Origin of the sequence: Jeotgalibacillus sp. JSM ZJ347 (assembly GCF_044383825.1) — a bacterium.
Lineage (GTDB): Bacteria > Bacillota > Bacilli > Bacillales > Jeotgalibacillaceae > Jeotgalibacillus.
Map to the genome: position 1 here is coordinate 343,015 of NZ_JBISEN010000001.1, position 18,316 is coordinate 361,330.

Here is an 18,316-nt window from a genome sequence, read left to right on the forward strand (position 1 = left end):
TGGCAACATCAGTCGGCTTTTTTTGTTATAATCATGTTAAAACATAAGCTTTGAAGGGGTGGAAATCATAGAACTATTATTCTGGAGTCTGATTATTTTAAGCTTTACCATTGCATTTGTCGGTTTAATCTATCCAATTATTCCAAGTGTATTGTTTATTCTGCTTGGCTTTATCTTACATGGATTATTTTTTACTTTTGGTGACTTTACATGGTTTTTCTGGACAGTTCAAATCCTGTTTATTGTTTTGCTGTTTGGGGCGGACTATGCAGCAAATTTATTCGGCGTGAAAAGGTTTGGAGGTTCAAAAGCAGGAATCTGGGGGAGTACAATCGGTCTTTTAGTCGGGCCATTTATAATCCCGGTTATCGGAATCCTGATAGGGCCACTTGCAGGAGCGGTGATCGGTGAACTGGTTGTAAACCGTACACCATTTAAGAAAGCGCTGAAAATCGGCTTTGGGTCACTGATCGGATTTATTACCTCTGTCATCACAAAGGGTACGATCCAGGCAGTCATGATTGTTATTTTCTTTCTGTATGTATGATTTCGGACTTAAGACTGAAAAAAACGTTTGCAGTGCTTATTAATTGAATAGAATGATCTATTCTGATAATCTGAAAACAGTTCATTCCGCATCTCGCGGAAAAATCCACTACATACAAGGAGGAATTCTATTATGGCTTACACATTACCAGAACTACCTTACTCTTATGATGCATTAGAACCGCATTTTGACAAGGAAACAATGAATATCCACCACACAAAGCATCACAACACTTATGTAACAAAATTAAACGATGCACTTGAAGGTCACGATGATCTTCAGGCAAAATCAATTGATGAGCTTGTAGCTGACCTGAACAGCGTACCGGAATCAATCCGTACTGCAGTCCGCAACAACGGTGGCGGTCACGCAAACCACTCATTCTTCTGGAAGATTCTATCTCCAAATGGTGGAGGCGAACCTTCTGGTGACCTTGCTTCTGCAATCAACAGTAAGTTCGGAAGCTTTGAGAAGTTCAAAGAAGAGTTCGCAGCTGCTGGTGCTGGCCGTTTCGGTTCAGGCTGGGCATGGCTTGTTGTAAACAACGGAGAGCTTGAAATCACAAGCACACCAAACCAGGATTCACCACTGACTGATGGTAAAACACCGGTTCTTGGACTGGATGTTTGGGAGCATGCATACTACCTGAAGTATCAGAACAAGCGTCCTGACTACATCAATGCTTTCTGGAGCGTTGTTGACTGGAATGCAGTTGAAAAGCTTTATACTTCAGCAAAATAATTAACTTTTAAAGACTGACGAGGTTTATCACTTCGTCAGTCTTTTTTTTATGACCGCTATTGTAAAGACAAATGTAGTTTTAGCACAGCTAGTGATTGTAGAGGAAGAGGGCGACTCCAGCAGGAGAAATCGGACAGGTGAGACCCCGCAAGCGAAGCTGAGGAGGCTCACCGCCGATCCTGCGGAAAGCGTCCCCCTCGAGCTACAATCACCAGCAACTTTAATTTAGCCTTTGTAATTAAACGATGAGCAAAATGTCGGAGTCGTATGAGTATTTGACCTTTTAATGAAATAACACGTGATCCTCTAGTAATATTTGATAGATTCCTTTAAAATTATGATGTGAATACATAAAAGAAAGGGAGACTCTTATTGAAAAAGAATCAGTCCCGTACGAAAAAAACGAAAAAAATGAAAAAGAACTTTCTTGCTGCAAGAATGAACATCTTATTCTTTGCAGTGTTTTTATTATTTTCAGCACTTATTTTAAGGCTTGGAGTGCTGCAAATTGTTAATGGTGAAGATTTTACAAGGCAGCTTGAGCGGACTGAAGAGGTTGTCGTGAATGCCAGCGTGCCTCGTGGGAAAATATTTGACCGGAATGGGAAAGTCATTGTAGATAATCGGCCGGTAAATGCAATTACCTATACAAAAACACAGCAGACTTCACAGGAAGAAATGATGGATGTTGCGACGAAACTTGCAGACATGATCGAACTTGAACCGGATAAAGTAACGGAGCGGGATATACAGGATTACTGGATCCGGGAGAATAAAAAACGTGCGGATGCAAAAATCACTGATGAAGAACGAGCGCTTTATGATGAGGGAGAATTATCACAAAGTGACTATGACAAGCTTATTCGTGACAGAATTACAGAAAATGAGTTAAATGAAATCACAGATCAGGAAATGCAAATACTGGCTGTTTTCCGTCAGATGCAGACAGGATATAACCTGTCACCACAGATTATTAAAAATGAAAATGTCACGGATGAAGAATTTGCGACAGTCAGTGAACAATTAGGGTCACTTCCCGGTGTTAATACAACTGTTGACTGGGAAAGAGAATATCCGTATGGAGACACATTAAGATCTGTCTTAGGAAGCGTAAGGTCTATTCCGGAGGACAAAATCGAGTATTATCTAGCACGTGACTATGCGAGAAACGACAGAGTCGGTACAAGTTATCTCGAGCTTCAGTATGAAGACGTACTGCAGGGGCAGAAATCAAAGGTGCGAACAATCACAGATAAAGCTGGTAACGTAATAGACTCTCAACTAATTCAACAGGGAGAGCGTGGGAAAGATCTTGTTCTCTCTATAGATATAGAACTGCAGCAGGCACTTGAGAAAGTGGTAGAAGATGAGTTAAGACGCCTGAAGCAGGATTATGGACGCAATCTCATGGACAGGCTGTTCCTTGTCATGATGGATCCAAATACAGGAGAACTCCTTGCAATGGCAGGGAAGCAATATATAGAAACTGAAGACGGTCCGGAAATTCAGGATTATAACATTGGTACGTTTACGAGTGCTTATGAAGCCGGGTCTTCTATTAAAGGAGCTACTGTGCTTTCGGGTTATCAGGATGGTGTGATATCCCCTGGAGCATACTTGAGAGATGAAACAATCAGATTTCCGGGGACTGAACCTAAGTCATCGTGGTATGGAACTTTACCCAATCCTATAAGTGATCTGTACGCATTAGAGCGTTCATCTAACGGTTATATGTTTAAGATTGCAATTGCAATGGCAGGTGCAACATATGTCCCTGACCAACCAATTGATATTGGTCCGAACGCATTTACTAAAATGAGAAATTACTATGGTCAGTTTGGTCTTGGAGTTGAGACTGGTATAGACTTACCGGGCGAAAGTGTAGGATATCAGACAAACAACCCGCTTGATTTAATACCAGGTAAGTTATTGGATTTATCAATCGGACAGTTTGATACGTACACACCTATGCAGATGGTACAGTATGTTTCTACTATTATTAACGGCGGTAACAGACTTGCACCAACAACAGTAAAAGAAATTCGCCAGCCGAGTTCTGATAACGAAACGCTGGGACCATTAGTTAAAGCGATGAAACCTCGTGTGTTAAATAAGCTGGACAATTCACCTGGAGAGCTAAAACAGGTGAAGGATGGTTTTTATCTTTCGTTTAATGGAGCTCAAGGCACAGGCAGAGATTTTATTGGGAACGGCTATGAAGCGGGAGGTAAAACAGGAACGGCCGAGGTTGTTTATTTTGGTCCTAAATATGATGAGCTTTATCGCTCAAAAGGATTAATGCCACCAGAAACAACTAATTCAACCATTGTCGGTTTTGCACCATTTGATCAGCCGGAAGTAGCCTTTTCGGTCATGGCACCATGGGTATATCCAAATGACGGCAGTACTGCACTGCGTGAAGATGTAAATGAAAATGTTGGTACAGCTGCGCTTGATGTTTATTTCGATATCAGAGAAAAAAGAATGAAAGAAGGCGGAGCTGATCAGGATCAGCAGGTTGAAGTAACAGCTGAAGAAGCGGAAGAAGGACAATAAATCATCTATTAAACTGAGTATCGCCCTGCGCGATACTCAGTTTTTTTGCGTGTTTACAAAACCTTTACATTAGATTTATATGAGATTAATAGAAGGGGTGTATTGTATTAGCTGTAGGACAAATCAACCATATCACAGGGGGAATTACAGAATGAAGAACGTAAAGTTTTTAGCAATGTCAACTATCTTAGGATCAGCAGTATTTTTAGCTGCTTGCGGTGGAGAAGATGAAGCAAACGGATCTAGTTCTGAAGGTTCAGGAGAAGAACTGAGCGGACAGGTTCAGGGTGACGGTTCATCTACTGTAGCACCTATAATGGAAGCAATTGTTGAAGAATACGCAGCTGCACAGCCAGGCGTTCAGGTTTCATCAGGCGTATCTGGTACTGGTGGCGGATTTGAAAAGTTTATTGCAGGAGAAACTTCATTCTCAAATGCATCCCGTCCAATTAAAGAAGAAGAAGCAGCCGGTCTTGAAGAGGCCGGAATTGAATACACAGAAGTAGAACTTGGTTATGATGGTCTGTCAGTCGTTATCAACCAGGAAAATGACTGGGTTGACTACCTGACAGTTGAAGAATTAAAAGAAATGTGGACTGAAACTGGAGAAGAAAAAACTTGGGCTGATATTCGTGAAGGATGGCCTGAAGAGCCAATCGAATTTTATTCTCCGGGAATTGACTCAGGAACTTTTGACTACTTCAATGAAGTAATTCTTGAAGATGAGGATATCGTAAGATCAGCAACACTATCAGAAGATGATAACGTACTTGTTCAGGGTGTTATGGGATCACCTAATGCGATTGGATACTTTGGATATGCTTACTACCTTGAAAACCAGGACACAATTAAAGTAGTTCCTATTGATAATGGTGAGGGTCCTGTTGAGCCGAATAATGAAACAATTGAGTCTGGTGAGTATGCACCGCTATCAAGACCACTTTTCACTTATGTAAGTAATGATGCTGTAGCTGAAGATCCTGCGACAGCAGATTTCATTAAGTTTGCGATTGAAAATGCAGGTGAACTAGCTGAAGCTGTAGGATATGTAAGTGCGCCACAGGAAGTATATGACGAAGATATGGCAACAATTGAAGAACTTGCAGGTGAATAAGTAAACACAGCCGGAAAGCGTGTTTTACACGCTTTCCGTATCATTATGTTCTTTGGATAAATGAGGAGGTTTTCATCATGGCTATGAATGAGCCGCAAATTTCGGTTCAGGAATTGATCGCTAAGAAAAGTAACAGGGGTCTTCTGGCGTTCACTGAAAAATTAATTCCTAAAATTTTGTTGTTAATTGCGACAGTTTCTGTACTGACAACAATTGGTATTATATTTACACTGATTTTTGAAACAATCATTTTTTTTACTGAAGTCAATATTTTCAGCTTTTTGACGGGAACAGAATGGTATCCATTCGCTAACACGACGCCAACTTACGGAATTCTTCCTTTAGTGGTGGGAACGTTAAAGATTACTGCAATTGCAACAATCGTCGCTGTACCGATTGGGATTGCAACAGCCATTTTTTTGAGTGAATATGCGAGTGACAGAGTAAGGCGATTTATCAAACCAATTCTTGAAGTACTAGCAGGTGTGCCAACAATTGTTTACGGGTTCTTCGCGTTGACATTTGTTACACCGATTTTAAGGTCGATTTTCCCTGAAATTGCGATTTTTAATGCAATCAGTCCGGGGATCGTTGTAGGAATCATGATCATCCCGATGATTGCTTCACTGTCAGAAGATGCAATGTCTTCTGTACCTAACGCGATGCGTGATGGCGCGTACGCACTTGGTGCTACAAAGCTGGAAGTTGCGATCAAGATTGTTTTACCTGCAGCACTTTCAGGTATTGTTGCTTCAACAGTTCTTGCGATTTCAAGAGCGATTGGAGAAACAATGATTGTTGCAGTAGCAGCCGGTTCGACACCAGGCTTTAACTGGGATGTAACTGGATCAATTCAGACGATGACAGCTTACATCGTACAGGTAACAACAGGTGATGCAGGATATGGTACTACTATTTATTACAGTATCTATGCAGTTGGTTTTACACTATTCCTGTTTACACTGGCAATGAATATGCTGGCACAGTTCATCTCTAAGCGTTTCAGGGAGGAATATTGATATGAAGTACGTTAATCATGAAGAAGTAGCAGCAAGAACTAAAACGCGTTTGACAAAAAACACAGTATTAAAAGGTATTTTTGCAGCTGCAACAAGTTTTGGTCTGATCGTTCTTGCGATTTTGTTATATCGTATCGTGACTCAAGGAAGTGGATATTTAAGTTTTGATTTCTTTACCAGCTTTGCATCACGGATCCCTGAGAATTCAGGAATCAAAGCGGCAATTCAGGGATCTGTCTATTTGATGCTTGTTGTCGCACCGGTTTCCATGTTTTTGGGTGTGGGAACAGCGATTTATCTCGAAGAATACGCAAAGAAGAACAAGTTTACAAATTTTATTAAAGTGAATATTTCTAACTTAGCCGGTGTTCCATCAGTTGTATTCGGTCTATTAGGTCTGACAATCTTCGTTAGGTTTTTTGACCTTGGTATTTCAATTCTTGCAGCAGGTCTCACAATGAGTCTTTTGATTTTGCCTATCATTATTGTCGCGTCCCAAGAAGCGATCAGAGCGGTACCAAACGAGCTCAGAGAAGCATCATTTGCTATGGGTGCTACAAGATGGCAAACGATTTTAAGAGTTGTTCTTCCAGCATCTATACCGGGAATCCTGACTGGATCGATTCTTGCGTTATCACGTGCAATCGGGGAAACAGCACCGCTTGTTGTAATCGGTATTCCAACGATTCTTATGTTCACACCAGACAGTATTATGAGTACATTTACAGCACTGCCTATGCAAATCTTTGACTGGACAAAACGTCCTCAGGTTGAATTCCATGATGTAGCAGCTGCGGGGATCATCGTACTGATGGGGCTGCTGATTATTATGAATTCGATTGCGGTATTTATCAGAAATAAATATCAGAACCGTTATTAATTAAATGGATGAAGGGAGCTTTTCAACATGACAACGATTGTAAAGCCAGAAGTGAAATCGACTGAAAAAAATTTGGTGATGAAGAACAAGTCTTCTGTCTATAAAACAGAGCAGTTAAATCTATGGTACGGATCAAATCATGCATTGAAAAACATTGATCTGGATATTAAAGAAAATGAAGTAACTGCAATTATTGGCCCATCCGGGTGCGGGAAATCAACATTTATTAAAACGTTAAACAGAATGATAGAAACGATTCCTTCTGTCAAAACGTCAGGGGCCATTAATTATCGTGACAAAAACATTTTTAACAAGGAGTATCAGGTAGAAGAACTGCGTACAAAAGTAGGTATGGTGTTCCAGAAGCCTAATCCATTCCCTAAGTCGATCTACGATAACATTGCATATGGACCAAGAATTCATGGCATTAAAAACAAGAAAATTCTTGATCAGATCGTGGAGAAAAGTTTACGCGGCGCAGCAATCTGGGATGAAGTAAAAGATCGTCTTGGAGAAAATGCATACGGTCTCTCAGGTGGTCAGCAGCAGCGTATTTGTATTGCAAGATGTCTTGCCATTGAACCGGACGTGATTCTAATGGATGAGCCGACGTCAGCGCTTGACCCGATTTCAACGCTAAAAGTAGAAGAACTCGTACAGGATCTGAAAAAAGAGTACAGCATCATCATTGTGACGCATAATATGCAGCAGGCTGCACGTATTTCAGACAAAACTGCGTTCTTCCTTAATGGTGAAGTAGTTGAATATGATGAAACCAACAAAATTTTCTCTAACCCGTCAGATGAAAGAACAGAAGATTACATTTCAGGCAGATTCGGATAAGGAGTGAAAGCATTGTCAGTCAGAGAGCGGTACGATACAGAATTAGAAGTATTAAATAATAAAATTGTAGAGCTTGGACGTTTTGCTCAGGTTGCACTTAGGGATTCACTTAATGCGCTTGAGCAACGTGATATTGAAAAATCTCTTATGATCATGGATGAGGATATTAAGGCGAATAGAATTGAAGAGGAAATCAATGACCTTGCGATCTTACTCATTGCTAAGCAGCAGCCGGTTGCAACGGACCTGAGAAGAATCATTGTTGCAATCAAAATCGCGGCAGACCTAGAGAGAATTGCTGACTTTGCAGTTAATATTGCAAAATCAACAATCCGTATTGGCAATGACAGCTTTGTCAGTTCAATTGGAAATGTTCATGAAATGTATAAGATCACAGAAGAAATGATCGAGTTAGTGCTTGAAGCTTATTCAGATGAGGATCTGGTAAAAGCAAAGAAAATCGCAGAGCTTGATGATGGAGTAGACCAGCTTTACGGGGAAACCATCAAAGACCTGCTTTCTTCAAGTGCAGAACAGCCTGAAAAGTTAGCACAGATCACACAACTGTCATTTGTCTGCCGTTACTTAGAGCGGGCAGCGGATCACGTAACAAATATTTCAGAGAATATTTTCTATCTGGTAAAAGGAAAAAGGTACGACCTGAACAAATAAAAAAGAAGCCTCCGGGCTTCTTTTTTTGCACTTAAATTGCTGCTCTGATTATTGCGTAATCAGTACAGCAATTTGCTCTATCGTCATTGTTGAGTTTAAGTCGTACTCACCAATTTGTATACGGTCTGTCAGCTGCTGGCTTGTCAGATAGTCGTTAAATGCCTCCTCATCAATGATTAAACCATTTGAAAAGAGTGCAGAGCTGATTTCAGGTGATGTCATACCGGATTCTATCGTCAGGATCATACGGGTGATTTCTTCAGCCGGCGGCTCACCTGATTCGAGTTCATTGACCCTTTCTTCCCATTCCGTAACTTCATTTTGCAGCGCCTGATATTCATTCGTTTTAATCACCATTTCATCTTCAGCCACCTGACTACTCTCTGCAGCCGGCTCTTCATGTATTAAAGATCCCGCAGCGAAAATAAACAGCGCACTGATCATCATGCCGATACCTGTTGAACGGACTGTTCTGCGATTCAATCGATACACTCCTTATATTTTGCGATTCAATATTTGTCTGACATCATCTATATGTAATGATGAAAGGGCGGAAATCTGATCAGGTTTCATACCCTGTTTATGAAGCGAGAGAACCTGATTAATAAGGATTTCATTAATCTGTTTAGGTTTTGCTTTCTTTTGTCCGGGAGCAGGTTCGATCATCAACTCTTCTTCAAGCGCTTTTGTTCTTTTTTTGAGCTGTGAAAGCTCCTGATAAAGGTTCATTGATAGCTCCTGTAACTCTTCTTCTGCTTCTTTAGAATGGTCCTTTAGAAAGAAAGATATGATAAAAAGTATGAGGCCTAGACCGCCTGCAGCAGGCACAATCCATTCCATTTGCTCACCTCCCTGGTTGTCGGTTTTAATTGTATCATGTTCAGGTGCGATGGATTATAATTCGTTCGAAAAATATAGTAGATTTTTTTGCTGATCAATGATATTATAATTAAGTCGTATGAATCGAAGAATGTAACAAACAGCATTTGAATGTTTGGAGGGATAAAGATGCGTGTAAACATTACTCTTGCTTGCACTGAAACTGGTGATCGTAACTACATCACTACTAAGAACAAGCGTAACAATCCAGATCGTATTGAACTTAAAAAATACAGTCCGCGCCTGAAGAAAGTGACTCTTCACCGCGAGACAAAATAATGATTGAGAGCCGAAAATGTGTTGTGCATTTTCGGTTTTTTTGTCATATCCAGGAGGGATAGGTTTTGGATAAAAAAATGATCAGACAGCAGATGCTTGATCAGCTGAAGAATCTTCCTGAAGACAGAAAAGTATTATATACTAATTACATACATGAGTTAGTGATGTTATCACCGGAATGGAAGCAATCTAAAGTGATTGCCTTAACCATTTCACGCGACCCGGAAATCGATACAACTATACTCATAAATAAAGCTTTAGAACAAGGTAAAAAGGTTTGTGTACCTAAATGCGAACCTTCATCAAAAAGGCTCGATTTTCATTACATACAATCACTAAATGATGCGGAGCCGTCATTTTATGGTCTGCTTGAGCCGAAGTCACACTTACCGATCGCTGAAAAAAGCGATATTGACCTTGTAGTCGTACCAGGACTTGCTTTTTCAGAGACCGGATATAGAATTGGGTTTGGTGGTGGCTATTATGACCGCTTCCTCAAAGATTACAATGGTGAATGTATATCCATGGCCTACAGCTTTCAGATGACAGTTAATCAGTTCGCTGAAAGCTTTGATATGCCGGTTAAGCGGATCATGACTGAAAGAAAAGTTTATCATTGTGATGAAATATAAAAAGCTGAACTAGGAGTACTTGTTATGACTTTTAACACCATGCATGATGTACAAATGCTGCTGAAGAGATTCGGTCAATATGTATACGGTCCGGGAAGACTTGCGACGCTTGAATTGATGGAAATTGAAGTGAAAGATTTATATGATGCTGGAATGATCGAACGTGAGGATTATTTGAAAGCTGTAATGATATTGAAAAATGAAATTAGAAAAGAAAGCCAGGGTGATCAGTGACATGAAGGAAGAATATATTTTTGGAGTAGATATCGGAGGTACCACTACGAAACTAGCAGTCATTACTGATGAAGGAATGATTGTAGAGAAGTGGGAAATCCCGACGAATACATCTAATAAAGGGGTCAGTATCATACCTGATATTGCCGCTGCCATTAAAATCAAAATGACACAGATGAATCTGAATAATGAGCAGGTAGTTGGTATCGGAGTTGGGGCACCGGGACCTGTCAACATGCAGACAGGCATTTTGTATACCGGTGTAAATATTGGCTGGGACAAACCTGTAGCACTGAGGGATGAGTTATCTTCACAGACGGGTCTGCCTGTTGTCATTGAAAATGATGCAAATGCCGCTGCGCTTGGTGAAATGTGGAAGGGTGCCGGGGGTGGAGCACGTGATGTTGTCTGCGTTACACTTGGAACTGGTGTAGGTGGAGGAGTTATCGTCAATGGAGATATTGCACACGGTATTAAAGGAGCTGCAGGAGAGATTGGTCATATTACAGCTGTGCCTGAAGGTGGGTATCAGTGTAATTGTGGCAAAACCGGCTGCCTTGAAACAGTTGCATCCGCTACTGGTGTTGTGAGGCTGGCTAAAGAAGAAATGGAGAAGTCAGATGAAGTCTCTGTCCTTCACAATATAATGGAAGAACATAAAGCCATTACAGCTAAAAATGTTTTTGATGAAGCAAAGAATGGGGACAAAGTCGCGGTTGCAGCTGTAGAGAGACTGACATTCTACCTGGGTCTTGCGCTCGCAAACCTCGGCAGTGCGCTGAACCCTGAAGCGATTGTTATTGGAGGCGGCGTATCGAGAGCAGGACAAATTCTCCTTGATGGCATTACAGAAAAATTTAAAGCATATGCGTTCCCAACGGTAGCTGAATCAACTGACATCAAAGTGGCAACTTTAGGTAATGATGCAGGCGTTATTGGTGCTGCCTGGCTGATTAAATACAAACATTAGTACACTCAACCAGGATCTTCTGTTCAGACAGAAGATCTTTTTTATTCGCTTAAATCATGTTAATTATCGCGCTTTTACAATAATATCGTTTTTCCTTTACATTTTATGCGAATACGATAAAATTAGACTTTGATTTGCCTTTTAAACTTTTATTTAAAGGTGCAATATTATATGAGACTATTGAAGGATTTTAAATTTAATTAGTAATAACGGAACTTTTTGTGGTTTGAAACGTCTATTATGGTGGAATTGTAAATAAGATTTTAAGTATGTAAATGTTACGTTTGATTTTATTTACAATCAAGAGTATGATAATGGGATACAGATTTATTATCCACAAATTGTAACTGAAAGTGTAGGAGGAAATGATATGAACAAAAGATGGTCAATGCCAAAGCTGTCGCTTGTCATTATTGCCATTGCGTTCCTTTGGATTAAAACGTTTATTGCCTATCATGCAAGCTTTAATATCAGCACAGATAATTTCATGCAGGATCTGATCCTGTTTATTAATCCGCTCAGCTTCCTATTGTTGATTTTTGGAGTTGGGCTATTATTTAAAAAAGAAAAAACCAGAAACAATTATGTGATTATCACAAGTTTTGTATTAACAGCTATTCTGTTTGCAAACATGGTTTTCTTCCGATTCTTTAATGATTTCATTACGTTGCCGGTGTTGTTCCAGACAAACAACTTTGGCGACCTTGGCGGAAGTGCAATGGAAAACATTTATATGACTGACGCTCTATATTTTATCGATGTGTTAATCCTGATTGTATTAGCAAAGTATAAGCCGTCATTTATTGTATTCAAAGAACCGACTAAGTTAAATAGAAGAGCATATTTTCTAGTAGCGATTGCCACTTTTTTCTTAAATCTCGGATTAGCAGAAACAGAGCGCCCGCAGCTTCTGACACGTACGTTTGACCGTGAGATGCTTGTAAAAAATATCGGAACGTATAACTATCATATTTATGATGTGTACCTTCAGTCTAAGCAATCTGCGCAGCGTGCACTTGCAGATAGTGACGCGCTTGTGGATGTTAACAATTATGTGCAGTCAAACAAAGCTGATGCTAATAATGATCTTCACGGTATTGGAGAAGGTAAAAACCTGATTGTTGTTAAGCTCGAGTCAATGCAGAACTTTGTTATTAACAATGAAATGAACGGTGAGGTTATCACACCATTCCTTAATACGCTGACTGAAGATGAAAATACGATCTATATGGATAACTTCTATCACCAGACAGAACAGGGTAAAACATCCGATTCTGAATTTCTGCTTGATAACTCGCTGTATCCACTAGGACGCGGTGCGGTGTTTTTCACACACAGCGGGAATGAGTTCAACACGCTCACTCACAGTCTGAATGAAGCTGGTTATTTTACAAATGCAATGCATGCAAATAATAAGAGCTTCTGGAATCGTGATATTGTCTATCAGAATTTTGGATATGACCGTTATTACTCACTGACTGATTACACAGTTGGTGAAGGTCAGGCAGTCAACTGGGGTATGAAAGATATTCCATTCTTTGAGCAGTCAGTTGAACATATGAAGGAAATGGAAAAACCGTTTTACTCAAAAATGATTACGTTAACGAATCACCATCCTTTCTATCTTGACGAGGAAGATAAGTTCATCAACGAGTTCGATTCAAACTCAGGTACTTTAAACCGATACTTCCAGACGGTCAGATATCAGGATGAAGCAATTAAAGAATTTTTCACTAACCTGAAAGAAGCAGGTTTATATGAAGATTCAGTGATTGTGATGTATGGTGACCACTACGGTATTTCTGAAAATCATAATACTGCAATGGCCCAGTACCTCGAGCAAGAAGAGATTACTGCATTTGATACTGCCCAGCTGCAGCGTGTACCAATGTTTATTCACATCCCTGGTGAAGATATTGGTGACACAAATAGCAAGATTGCCGGACAGATTGATCTTAAACCAACAATCCAGAACATCATGGGGATTGAAGGAAATAACAGCATTCAGTTTGGGCAGGATATCTTCTCAGAAGATAATGATAACACCGCGATCTTAAGAGATGGCCGTGTGATTTCAGAAGACCTGGTATATGCAGGTGAAACATGCTGGGATAAAGAAACCGGGGAGCCTGTAGAAAAAGAAAGCTGTCAGCCCCTGATTGATAAAGCAACTGAAGAGCTTGCATTTAATGATGAGATTATTTACGGAGACCTCCTGAGGTTTTATGATACGGAATCCGGAAGATTATTCGAGGATGCAAATGTAACTGAAGAATAAGTATAAAAAGCTCCTAAGGGGGCTTTTTATATTATTTAAATCATATGAGGGGAAGTTGATTGAAATGGCGATTGCAGATATTACGATTATCCCGATTGGAACTACTACACCAAGTGTCAGCAAATATATAGCAGATATTCAGCGTGTGCTTGAGAATAGAGCACAGGAAGGCCTGATCACATATGAATTAACGCCGATGAGTACACTGATCGAAGGTGAGCTGACAGATCTGTTTAAAGTCATACAGGAACTCCATGAATCTGTTTTTTCAGAGGATGTTAAGAGAGTAGCAACCAATATCCGTATTGATGAGAGAAGAGACCGAAACGACCATTCTATGCAGAATAAGCTTGCTTCTGTAAAGAAACATTTGTCTAATTAAAAAAAGCTGACAATTGTCAGCTTTTTTTAATTTAATGTGGATATCCGTCAAAAACGATTGTCATCACTGTAAACCAGCCAAATACACCAAGTGAAGCCAGTGCAAAGAAAATACCCATAATGTTCTTCTCTTTAAAAGATGTGATTGTACCGATTACTGATAGAATGGTTACCAGCGCAAGGATAATTGTTAATCCGTTCATTAAAAGCACCCCTTTCCATACGTTGGTTCATGAATAAACGAGATTAGTGCATAATATAAGCGTACTCTTAATATATTTTATAGTTAATTGTTTGTAATGTCGAGCATAATTCGTGACACTTTCGTGAGTATTCGTCTTTTTTTTATAATCATGCTACACTTTGCCTGAGGTGATATGAATGGAATGGTATCAATTGCCGTTAGGTCCAATGCAGACTAACGCATACATATTGTACAATGATCAGAAAGAATGTTTAATTATCGATCCCGGTGAGGAAGCAGAGAAAATTAAGCGTTTTGTGAAGCAGAAAGAGTTAAAGCCGCTATGTATTTTGCTGACACATGCGCATTTTGATCATATAGGTGCAGTAGAGAAGATTAGACACGAGTATGAGATCGGAGTCTATATGCATATTCAGGAAAAAAGCTGGCTTGCTGCGCCAGAGAAAAACGGCTCAGGATTATTTCAGGGAATTGAGCCGATTATCGCTTCACCGGCAGAAAACATTTGGGAAAGGGAAGCTGAGGTCACGATTGGACAGTTCACATTTCAGCTGCTGCACACGCCCGGACATTCTCCAGGAAGCGTAAGTTTTTATTTTGAAGAAGAGTCACTGCTGATCTCCGGAGATGTCTTGTTTTATGGAAGTATCGGAAGGACAGATCTTCCTGGTGGTGACATGAAAGAATTAATGGGCAGTATCAAAAATAAGCTGCTCATACTTGACGATCAGACTTATGTGTTACCCGGGCATGGGCCCACTACAACAATAGGGGCGGAAAAGAAAGCGAATCCTTTCCTTCAATAAATCAAAAAAGACGATTCCTGATGAAAGGAATCGTCTTTTTTGTCTGGATCAGCTCAACGTTCTTCAAAAATCAGAAGTGGTTTAAAGCGGACCCTTAAGCGGCATCATAAATGTTGTCCAGTAAGTAAATCCTGCAAAGAAAATTGTTAAGTATACAAAGAATACATACACATACATGCGCTCAGATAATTTCATGTACCCTAAAAGGATGAAAAAGCCTGTCTGGGCCAGGAAAAGCAATGAAGTTTTTGGCATATGTCCTAAATAAAATAATACAGAGAAAATTCCAGTCCAAAACCCCATAACGCGATACATTTTATCCATCCGAATCCCTCCTTTACGCAAACAATCCATCGAACCTATTATATAGGATACCATATTATAAAGTAAATAACCCATATTATTAAATGTGACATTTGAGTGATTTTTCAAAGGGAAGATTGTACAATTGTTAAACATTTTCTTTGTTTTGTACAGATGTTTTAAAAACCGCTAATTTACTGGGTTAAACCGCTTACTTTTAAACAAAACTGTGAACAATAAAAAAATATTTATCTATTTTATATAAAATATGTGTACATTAGTTATACAAGTGGTATACAATAAATATAACTTATAAAACACTTGTCCATAGGTGGTACAACTATAAAACAAATGGAGGTAAGATCATGACTCAAATTACATTCTTTACTTATCCAAGCTGTACATCTTGCAGAAAGACAAAAAAGTGGTTAAAGGAAAATGAAGTGAATGTGAGTGAACGTCACATTTTCAGAGAAACACCTGATTATGATGAATTAATGAATCTACTTTCTCTTACAACAGACGGACTTGACGAATTGCTGGCTACACGCAGTCAATCATTTAAAGCACTGAATCAGGATGTAGAAGATTTACCGCTCTCTGAAGTTGTCAAAATGATTATTGAAGATCCAAAACTGTTAAAGCGCCCAATTTTAACTGACGGCAAATCTTTAATTGTTGGCTACAACCCTGAAGGACTTAGAAGTCTTGCAAATAAAAAACAATCGTACAAGCTTTCCAGCTGATAAAAATAGTTTAATCATGTCGGTTCACCTATCTGTACAATCAATGTGCTGATAGGTGAACCGACATTTTGTTTTTAAAACAAAAACTGATTCCATATCAAATAAAAAATATCAAATAATTAAGAAAATTAAAGACAATGGAAATGATTTCGTGTATAGTTTAAATATCTTTAGAAAGGATGTGAAAAAATGCCATATGGCACAGAGTTATTAGCACAAAATATTCTAGTGGAAGCATTCAGGAAAAAAGGGTCAGATATTCACTTTTATCCGGAGGCACAGCAAATGACTGTTCAGCTCAGGGCTTTGGGAGACCTTACAATGCTAAAAAGAATTTCTGCCAACCAGGGGGAGCGGCTGATCTCTCATTTTAAGTTTAAAGCGTCACTTGATATCGGTGAAAAACGTAAGCCTCAGAGTGGTGCCACACTCATATTGATTGAAGAAGAAAAAATCTCCCTCAGAATTTCCACACTACCCGCAGCAGAAGGAAAAGAAAGCATGGTCATTAGGCTCTTACCTCAATCATTTGCAGTTCCAATTGAAAAACTATCATTATTTTCAAACTCCGCAAGAATGTTAACTTCACTTGTCCGACAGCCCCAGGGACTCATCCTTTTTTCAGGACCAACCGGCAGCGGTAAATCCACCACTCTATATTCACTCATTCACTATTGTTCCACTGAACTTAACAGAAGCATCATCACACTTGAAGATCCTGTTGAAAGAAATGAAGATCATGTTTTACAGGTGCAGATCAATGAGAGAGCCGGCATTACTTACGCTTCGGGACTAAAAGCTGTATTGAGGCATGACCCTGATATGATCATTATAGGGGAGATCAGAGATGAAGAGACAGCAGATATTGCAGTAAAAGCTGCATTAAGTGGTCACCTTGTACTGTCTACGATTCATGCCAGGGATACAAAGGGTGCAATCAGAAGAATGATCGACCTTGGCGTAAGGAAAGAAGATTTAAAGCAGTCACTCATCGGTGCAACAGGTCAGCGTCTTGTGAAAATAGAAGTGAACAGAACTGTTCAGTCCAGGTCATCGATCTATGAAATTATTACCCACGCGACTGTGTGCGATTATTTAGACGAACTGCCTGTTCAGTATCCTTATGCGACACTTGAACAGCTCTTCAGGAAAGGAGCTGCGCTCGGCTATGTATCTCCTCAGGAATTTCATCGCTGGATCACACCGGCAGAAGTATATCCCCAAAAAAGATCAGCCAATTTTCCTTCACCGATTAAGTGAACTCCGTGAAAATGGATATCCACTTGATCAGTCCCTCAGCTTTTTATTTCTGCAATTTCCTACCCTCACTCAGAAAAATCATCTGATTAAACTGCTGATGAACGGATCATCAATCAGTGAAACGCTTAACATGCTTGGCTACCCTTCCTATGTTTGTATGCACCTGTATTTTGCAGAACAATATGGAGATGTCGGGCGGTCGTTATCAGAAACTGCAGCGTTAATGAGACACCGTGAAAATCAGAAGAAAAAGCTGATATCAATTCTTCAATACCCCTTATTTCTGATTCTTTTATTTATCTTTGTATCTGCAGTGTTGAATATGTATCTGCTGCCCCGGATGACCCAGCTCTATCAGGCGGTCGGGAATCAACAGTCAGGCATTCTCTCTGCAGCTGAAGCCATCTTTAAATTACTGCCTGCTTTTATGACAGGGGCGATGATCACAATTGGCACCTTTACAGTGATTTTTATACTGGTGCTGCTGAAAAAACCTTTGCTTGAAAGATGGAAGGTCCTTTCATTGCTGCCGCTGATGGGCTTTTATTTCAGGTACTATCACAGTTATTTATTTTCAAGAGAAGCATCAGCTTTACTTAAAAGCGGTTTGTCATTTCAGCAGATGCTGCAAACGTTTATCGATCAGCCATACAGACCTTTATTTAAAGAAATTGGACAGTTTATGACGGATGAACTGGAAAGAGGTCAGAGCATGCATCACACAATGCTTCAGCTTCCATACTTTACAAAAGAACTACAGCAGGTGACTGAACACGGCGAAATAAATGGAAATCTCGAAAAAGAGTGGGGATTTTACAGCAATTACTGCCTGAATACACTGGAAGAGAAATCAGGTATTTATTTTCACATATTGCAGCCGCTTATTTTTACTTTGATTGGACTGGCAGTTGTAGGCGCTTATCTTGTGATCCTGCTGCCTGTATTTAACTTATTACAAAATATTTAATACT

22 protein-coding genes are annotated in these 18,316 nt (G+C 39.7%); 18 read left to right on the forward strand and 4 right to left on the reverse strand.

The genetic code is table 11. The features are described 5' to 3' along the window. Nucleotides 1-67 precede the first annotated feature (67 nt). The 8 genes from ACH6CZ_RS01695 to phoU all read left to right on the forward strand — a co-directional run bounded on the left by ACH6CZ_RS01695 (nucleotide 68) and on the right by phoU (nucleotide 8,372). Nucleotides 68-547: a DUF456 domain-containing protein gene (locus ACH6CZ_RS01695; protein WP_374096492.1), complete on the forward strand. Its 480-nt coding sequence runs from the start codon at nucleotides 68-70 to the stop codon at nucleotides 545-547. Nucleotides 548-679: 132 nt separating this feature from the next. Next, a complete protein-coding gene (locus ACH6CZ_RS01700; protein ID WP_374095704.1) occupies nucleotides 680-1,288 on the forward strand; it encodes a superoxide dismutase in 609 nt (202 codons plus the stop codon). A gap of 372 nt (nucleotides 1,289-1,660) precedes the next feature. Continuing rightward, the gene (locus tag ACH6CZ_RS01705) at nucleotides 1,661-3,844 is read left to right on the forward strand and encodes a penicillin-binding transpeptidase domain-containing protein (RefSeq protein ID WP_374095705.1); all 2,184 of its coding nucleotides are present in this window, start codon (nucleotides 1,661-1,663) and stop codon (nucleotides 3,842-3,844) included. A gap of 151 nt (nucleotides 3,845-3,995) precedes the next feature. Then, nucleotides 3,996-4,958, forward strand: coding sequence for a PstS family phosphate ABC transporter substrate-binding protein (locus ACH6CZ_RS01710; RefSeq protein WP_374095706.1), 963 nt, complete (start codon nucleotides 3,996-3,998; stop codon nucleotides 4,956-4,958). A gap of 77 nt (nucleotides 4,959-5,035) precedes the next feature. Next, complete coding sequence (gene pstC / locus ACH6CZ_RS01715; RefSeq protein WP_374095707.1) at nucleotides 5,036-5,977, forward strand: phosphate ABC transporter permease subunit PstC; 942 nt, start codon at nucleotides 5,036-5,038, stop codon at nucleotides 5,975-5,977. A 1-nt stretch (nucleotide 5,978) separates the two neighbouring features. Then, a complete protein-coding gene (pstA, locus tag ACH6CZ_RS01720) occupies nucleotides 5,979-6,857 on the forward strand; it encodes a phosphate ABC transporter permease PstA (protein ID WP_374095708.1) in 879 nt (292 codons plus the stop codon). 27 nt (nucleotides 6,858-6,884) lie between these two features. Continuing rightward, the gene (gene pstB, locus ACH6CZ_RS01725; protein WP_374095709.1) at nucleotides 6,885-7,700 is read left to right on the forward strand and encodes a phosphate ABC transporter ATP-binding protein PstB; all 816 of its coding nucleotides are present in this window, start codon (nucleotides 6,885-6,887) and stop codon (nucleotides 7,698-7,700) included. A 12-nt stretch (nucleotides 7,701-7,712) separates the two neighbouring features. Then, the gene (gene phoU, locus ACH6CZ_RS01730; protein ID WP_374095710.1) at nucleotides 7,713-8,372 is read left to right on the forward strand and encodes a phosphate signaling complex protein PhoU; all 660 of its coding nucleotides are present in this window, start codon (nucleotides 7,713-7,715) and stop codon (nucleotides 8,370-8,372) included. Between the two features lie 48 nt (nucleotides 8,373-8,420). On the opposite strand, the gene ACH6CZ_RS01735 is transcribed toward phoU, so the two are convergent. Together ACH6CZ_RS01735 and ACH6CZ_RS01740 are read right to left on the reverse strand one after the other, a co-directional pair. Beyond that, nucleotides 8,421-8,855, reverse strand: coding sequence for a hypothetical protein (locus ACH6CZ_RS01735; RefSeq protein WP_374095711.1), 435 nt, complete (start codon nucleotides 8,853-8,855; stop codon nucleotides 8,421-8,423). A gap of 12 nt (nucleotides 8,856-8,867) precedes the next feature. Continuing rightward, the gene (locus ACH6CZ_RS01740; protein WP_374095712.1) at nucleotides 8,868-9,212 is read right to left on the reverse strand and encodes a hypothetical protein; all 345 of its coding nucleotides are present in this window, start codon (nucleotides 9,210-9,212) and stop codon (nucleotides 8,868-8,870) included. Nucleotides 9,213-9,380: 168 nt separating this feature from the next. On the opposite strand from ACH6CZ_RS01740, the gene rpmG reads away from it, so the two are divergent. The 6 genes from rpmG to ACH6CZ_RS01770 all read left to right on the forward strand — a co-directional run bounded on the left by rpmG (nucleotide 9,381) and on the right by ACH6CZ_RS01770 (nucleotide 14,026). Continuing rightward, nucleotides 9,381-9,530 carry a 50S ribosomal protein L33 gene (rpmG, locus tag ACH6CZ_RS01745; protein ID WP_039809691.1) on the forward strand — a complete coding sequence of 50 codons (150 nt, stop codon included), beginning with the start codon at nucleotides 9,381-9,383 and terminating at the stop codon, nucleotides 9,528-9,530. Nucleotides 9,531-9,595: 65 nt separating this feature from the next. Then, complete coding sequence (locus ACH6CZ_RS01750; protein ID WP_374095713.1) at nucleotides 9,596-10,162, forward strand: 5-formyltetrahydrofolate cyclo-ligase; 567 nt, start codon at nucleotides 9,596-9,598, stop codon at nucleotides 10,160-10,162. Nucleotides 10,163-10,186: 24 nt separating this feature from the next. Then, nucleotides 10,187-10,396 carry a YqgQ family protein gene (locus ACH6CZ_RS01755; RefSeq protein ID WP_374095714.1) on the forward strand — a complete coding sequence of 70 codons (210 nt, stop codon included), beginning with the start codon at nucleotides 10,187-10,189 and terminating at the stop codon, nucleotides 10,394-10,396. Nucleotide 10,397: 1 nt separating this feature from the next. Continuing rightward, nucleotides 10,398-11,366 (forward strand): ROK family glucokinase, encoded by a 969-nt coding sequence (locus ACH6CZ_RS01760; protein WP_374095715.1) that lies wholly within the window; start codon nucleotides 10,398-10,400, stop codon nucleotides 11,364-11,366. 370 nt (nucleotides 11,367-11,736) lie between these two features. Beyond that, on the forward strand, nucleotides 11,737-13,644 hold the full coding sequence (locus tag ACH6CZ_RS01765; RefSeq protein ID WP_374095716.1) for an LTA synthase family protein: 1,908 nt from the start codon (nucleotides 11,737-11,739) through the stop codon (nucleotides 13,642-13,644). A 64-nt stretch (nucleotides 13,645-13,708) separates the two neighbouring features. Beyond that, a complete protein-coding gene (locus tag ACH6CZ_RS01770) occupies nucleotides 13,709-14,026 on the forward strand; it encodes an MTH1187 family thiamine-binding protein (protein ID WP_374095717.1) in 318 nt (105 codons plus the stop codon). 31 nt (nucleotides 14,027-14,057) lie between these two features. Here ACH6CZ_RS01770 and ACH6CZ_RS01775 read toward each other — a convergent pair whose 3' ends face one another. Further along, the gene (locus tag ACH6CZ_RS01775) at nucleotides 14,058-14,228 is read right to left on the reverse strand and encodes a DUF2759 domain-containing protein (protein WP_041122871.1); all 171 of its coding nucleotides are present in this window, start codon (nucleotides 14,226-14,228) and stop codon (nucleotides 14,058-14,060) included. A 178-nt stretch (nucleotides 14,229-14,406) separates the two neighbouring features. Between ACH6CZ_RS01775 and ACH6CZ_RS01780 the strand changes: the two genes are divergently transcribed. Next, complete coding sequence (locus tag ACH6CZ_RS01780; protein WP_374095718.1) at nucleotides 14,407-15,036, forward strand: MBL fold metallo-hydrolase; 630 nt, start codon at nucleotides 14,407-14,409, stop codon at nucleotides 15,034-15,036. 81 nt (nucleotides 15,037-15,117) lie between these two features. Here the strand turns inward: ACH6CZ_RS01780 and ACH6CZ_RS01785 are convergent, their stop codons facing one another. Beyond that, nucleotides 15,118-15,360, reverse strand: a complete 243-nt coding sequence (locus ACH6CZ_RS01785; RefSeq protein ID WP_041122869.1) for a DUF2626 domain-containing protein — start codon at nucleotides 15,358-15,360, stop codon at nucleotides 15,118-15,120. A gap of 344 nt (nucleotides 15,361-15,704) precedes the next feature. Here ACH6CZ_RS01785 and ACH6CZ_RS01790 point away from each other — a divergent pair, with 344 nt between their 5' ends. The 3 genes from ACH6CZ_RS01790 (at nucleotide 15,705) to comGB (ending at nucleotide 18,312) form a co-directional block, all read left to right on the forward strand. Beyond that, nucleotides 15,705-16,085 (forward strand): Spx/MgsR family RNA polymerase-binding regulatory protein, encoded by a 381-nt coding sequence (locus ACH6CZ_RS01790; RefSeq protein WP_374095719.1) that lies wholly within the window; start codon nucleotides 15,705-15,707, stop codon nucleotides 16,083-16,085. A gap of 189 nt (nucleotides 16,086-16,274) precedes the next feature. Then, nucleotides 16,275-17,345, forward strand: coding sequence for a competence type IV pilus ATPase ComGA (comGA, locus tag ACH6CZ_RS01795; protein ID WP_374095720.1), 1,071 nt, complete (start codon nucleotides 16,275-16,277; stop codon nucleotides 17,343-17,345). Continuing rightward, entirely contained in the window at nucleotides 17,254-18,312 is a 1,059-nt protein-coding gene (gene comGB, locus ACH6CZ_RS01800) for a competence type IV pilus assembly protein ComGB (protein ID WP_374095721.1), read from the forward strand. The genes comGA and comGB overlap by 92 nt, the downstream gene beginning before the upstream one ends. Nucleotides 18,313-18,316: the final 4 nt, after the last annotated feature.

Coding starts and splice junctions, on each gene's coding strand:
- ACH6CZ_RS01700 (WP_374095704.1), top strand. CDS start 680: ATGGCTTACACATTACCAGAACTACCTTACTCTTATGATGCATTAGAA.
- ACH6CZ_RS01710 (WP_374095706.1), top strand. CDS start 3,996: ATGAAGAACGTAAAGTTTTTAGCAATGTCAACTATCTTAGGATCAGCA.
- pstC (WP_374095707.1), top strand. CDS start 5,036: ATGGCTATGAATGAGCCGCAAATTTCGGTTCAGGAATTGATCGCTAAG.
- pstA (WP_374095708.1), top strand. CDS start 5,979: ATGAAGTACGTTAATCATGAAGAAGTAGCAGCAAGAACTAAAACGCGT.
- pstB (WP_374095709.1), top strand. CDS start 6,885: ATGACAACGATTGTAAAGCCAGAAGTGAAATCGACTGAAAAAAATTTG.
- ACH6CZ_RS01740 (WP_374095712.1), bottom strand. CDS start 9,212: ATGGAATGGATTGTGCCTGCTGCAGGCGGTCTAGGCCTCATACTTTTT.
- rpmG (WP_039809691.1), top strand. CDS start 9,381: ATGCGTGTAAACATTACTCTTGCTTGCACTGAAACTGGTGATCGTAAC.
- ACH6CZ_RS01755 (WP_374095714.1), top strand. CDS start 10,187: ATGACTTTTAACACCATGCATGATGTACAAATGCTGCTGAAGAGATTC.
- ACH6CZ_RS01760 (WP_374095715.1), top strand. CDS start 10,398: ATGAAGGAAGAATATATTTTTGGAGTAGATATCGGAGGTACCACTACG.
- ACH6CZ_RS01765 (WP_374095716.1), top strand. CDS start 11,737: ATGAACAAAAGATGGTCAATGCCAAAGCTGTCGCTTGTCATTATTGCC.
- ACH6CZ_RS01770 (WP_374095717.1), top strand. CDS start 13,709: ATGGCGATTGCAGATATTACGATTATCCCGATTGGAACTACTACACCA.
- ACH6CZ_RS01775 (WP_041122871.1), bottom strand. CDS start 14,228: ATGAACGGATTAACAATTATCCTTGCGCTGGTAACCATTCTATCAGTA.
- ACH6CZ_RS01780 (WP_374095718.1), top strand. CDS start 14,407: ATGGAATGGTATCAATTGCCGTTAGGTCCAATGCAGACTAACGCATAC.
- ACH6CZ_RS01785 (WP_041122869.1), bottom strand. CDS start 15,360: ATGGATAAAATGTATCGCGTTATGGGGTTTTGGACTGGAATTTTCTCT.
- ACH6CZ_RS01790 (WP_374095719.1), top strand. CDS start 15,705: ATGACTCAAATTACATTCTTTACTTATCCAAGCTGTACATCTTGCAGA.
- comGA (WP_374095720.1), top strand. CDS start 16,275: ATGCCATATGGCACAGAGTTATTAGCACAAAATATTCTAGTGGAAGCA.
- comGB (WP_374095721.1), top strand. CDS start 17,254: ATGTATCTCCTCAGGAATTTCATCGCTGGATCACACCGGCAGAAGTAT.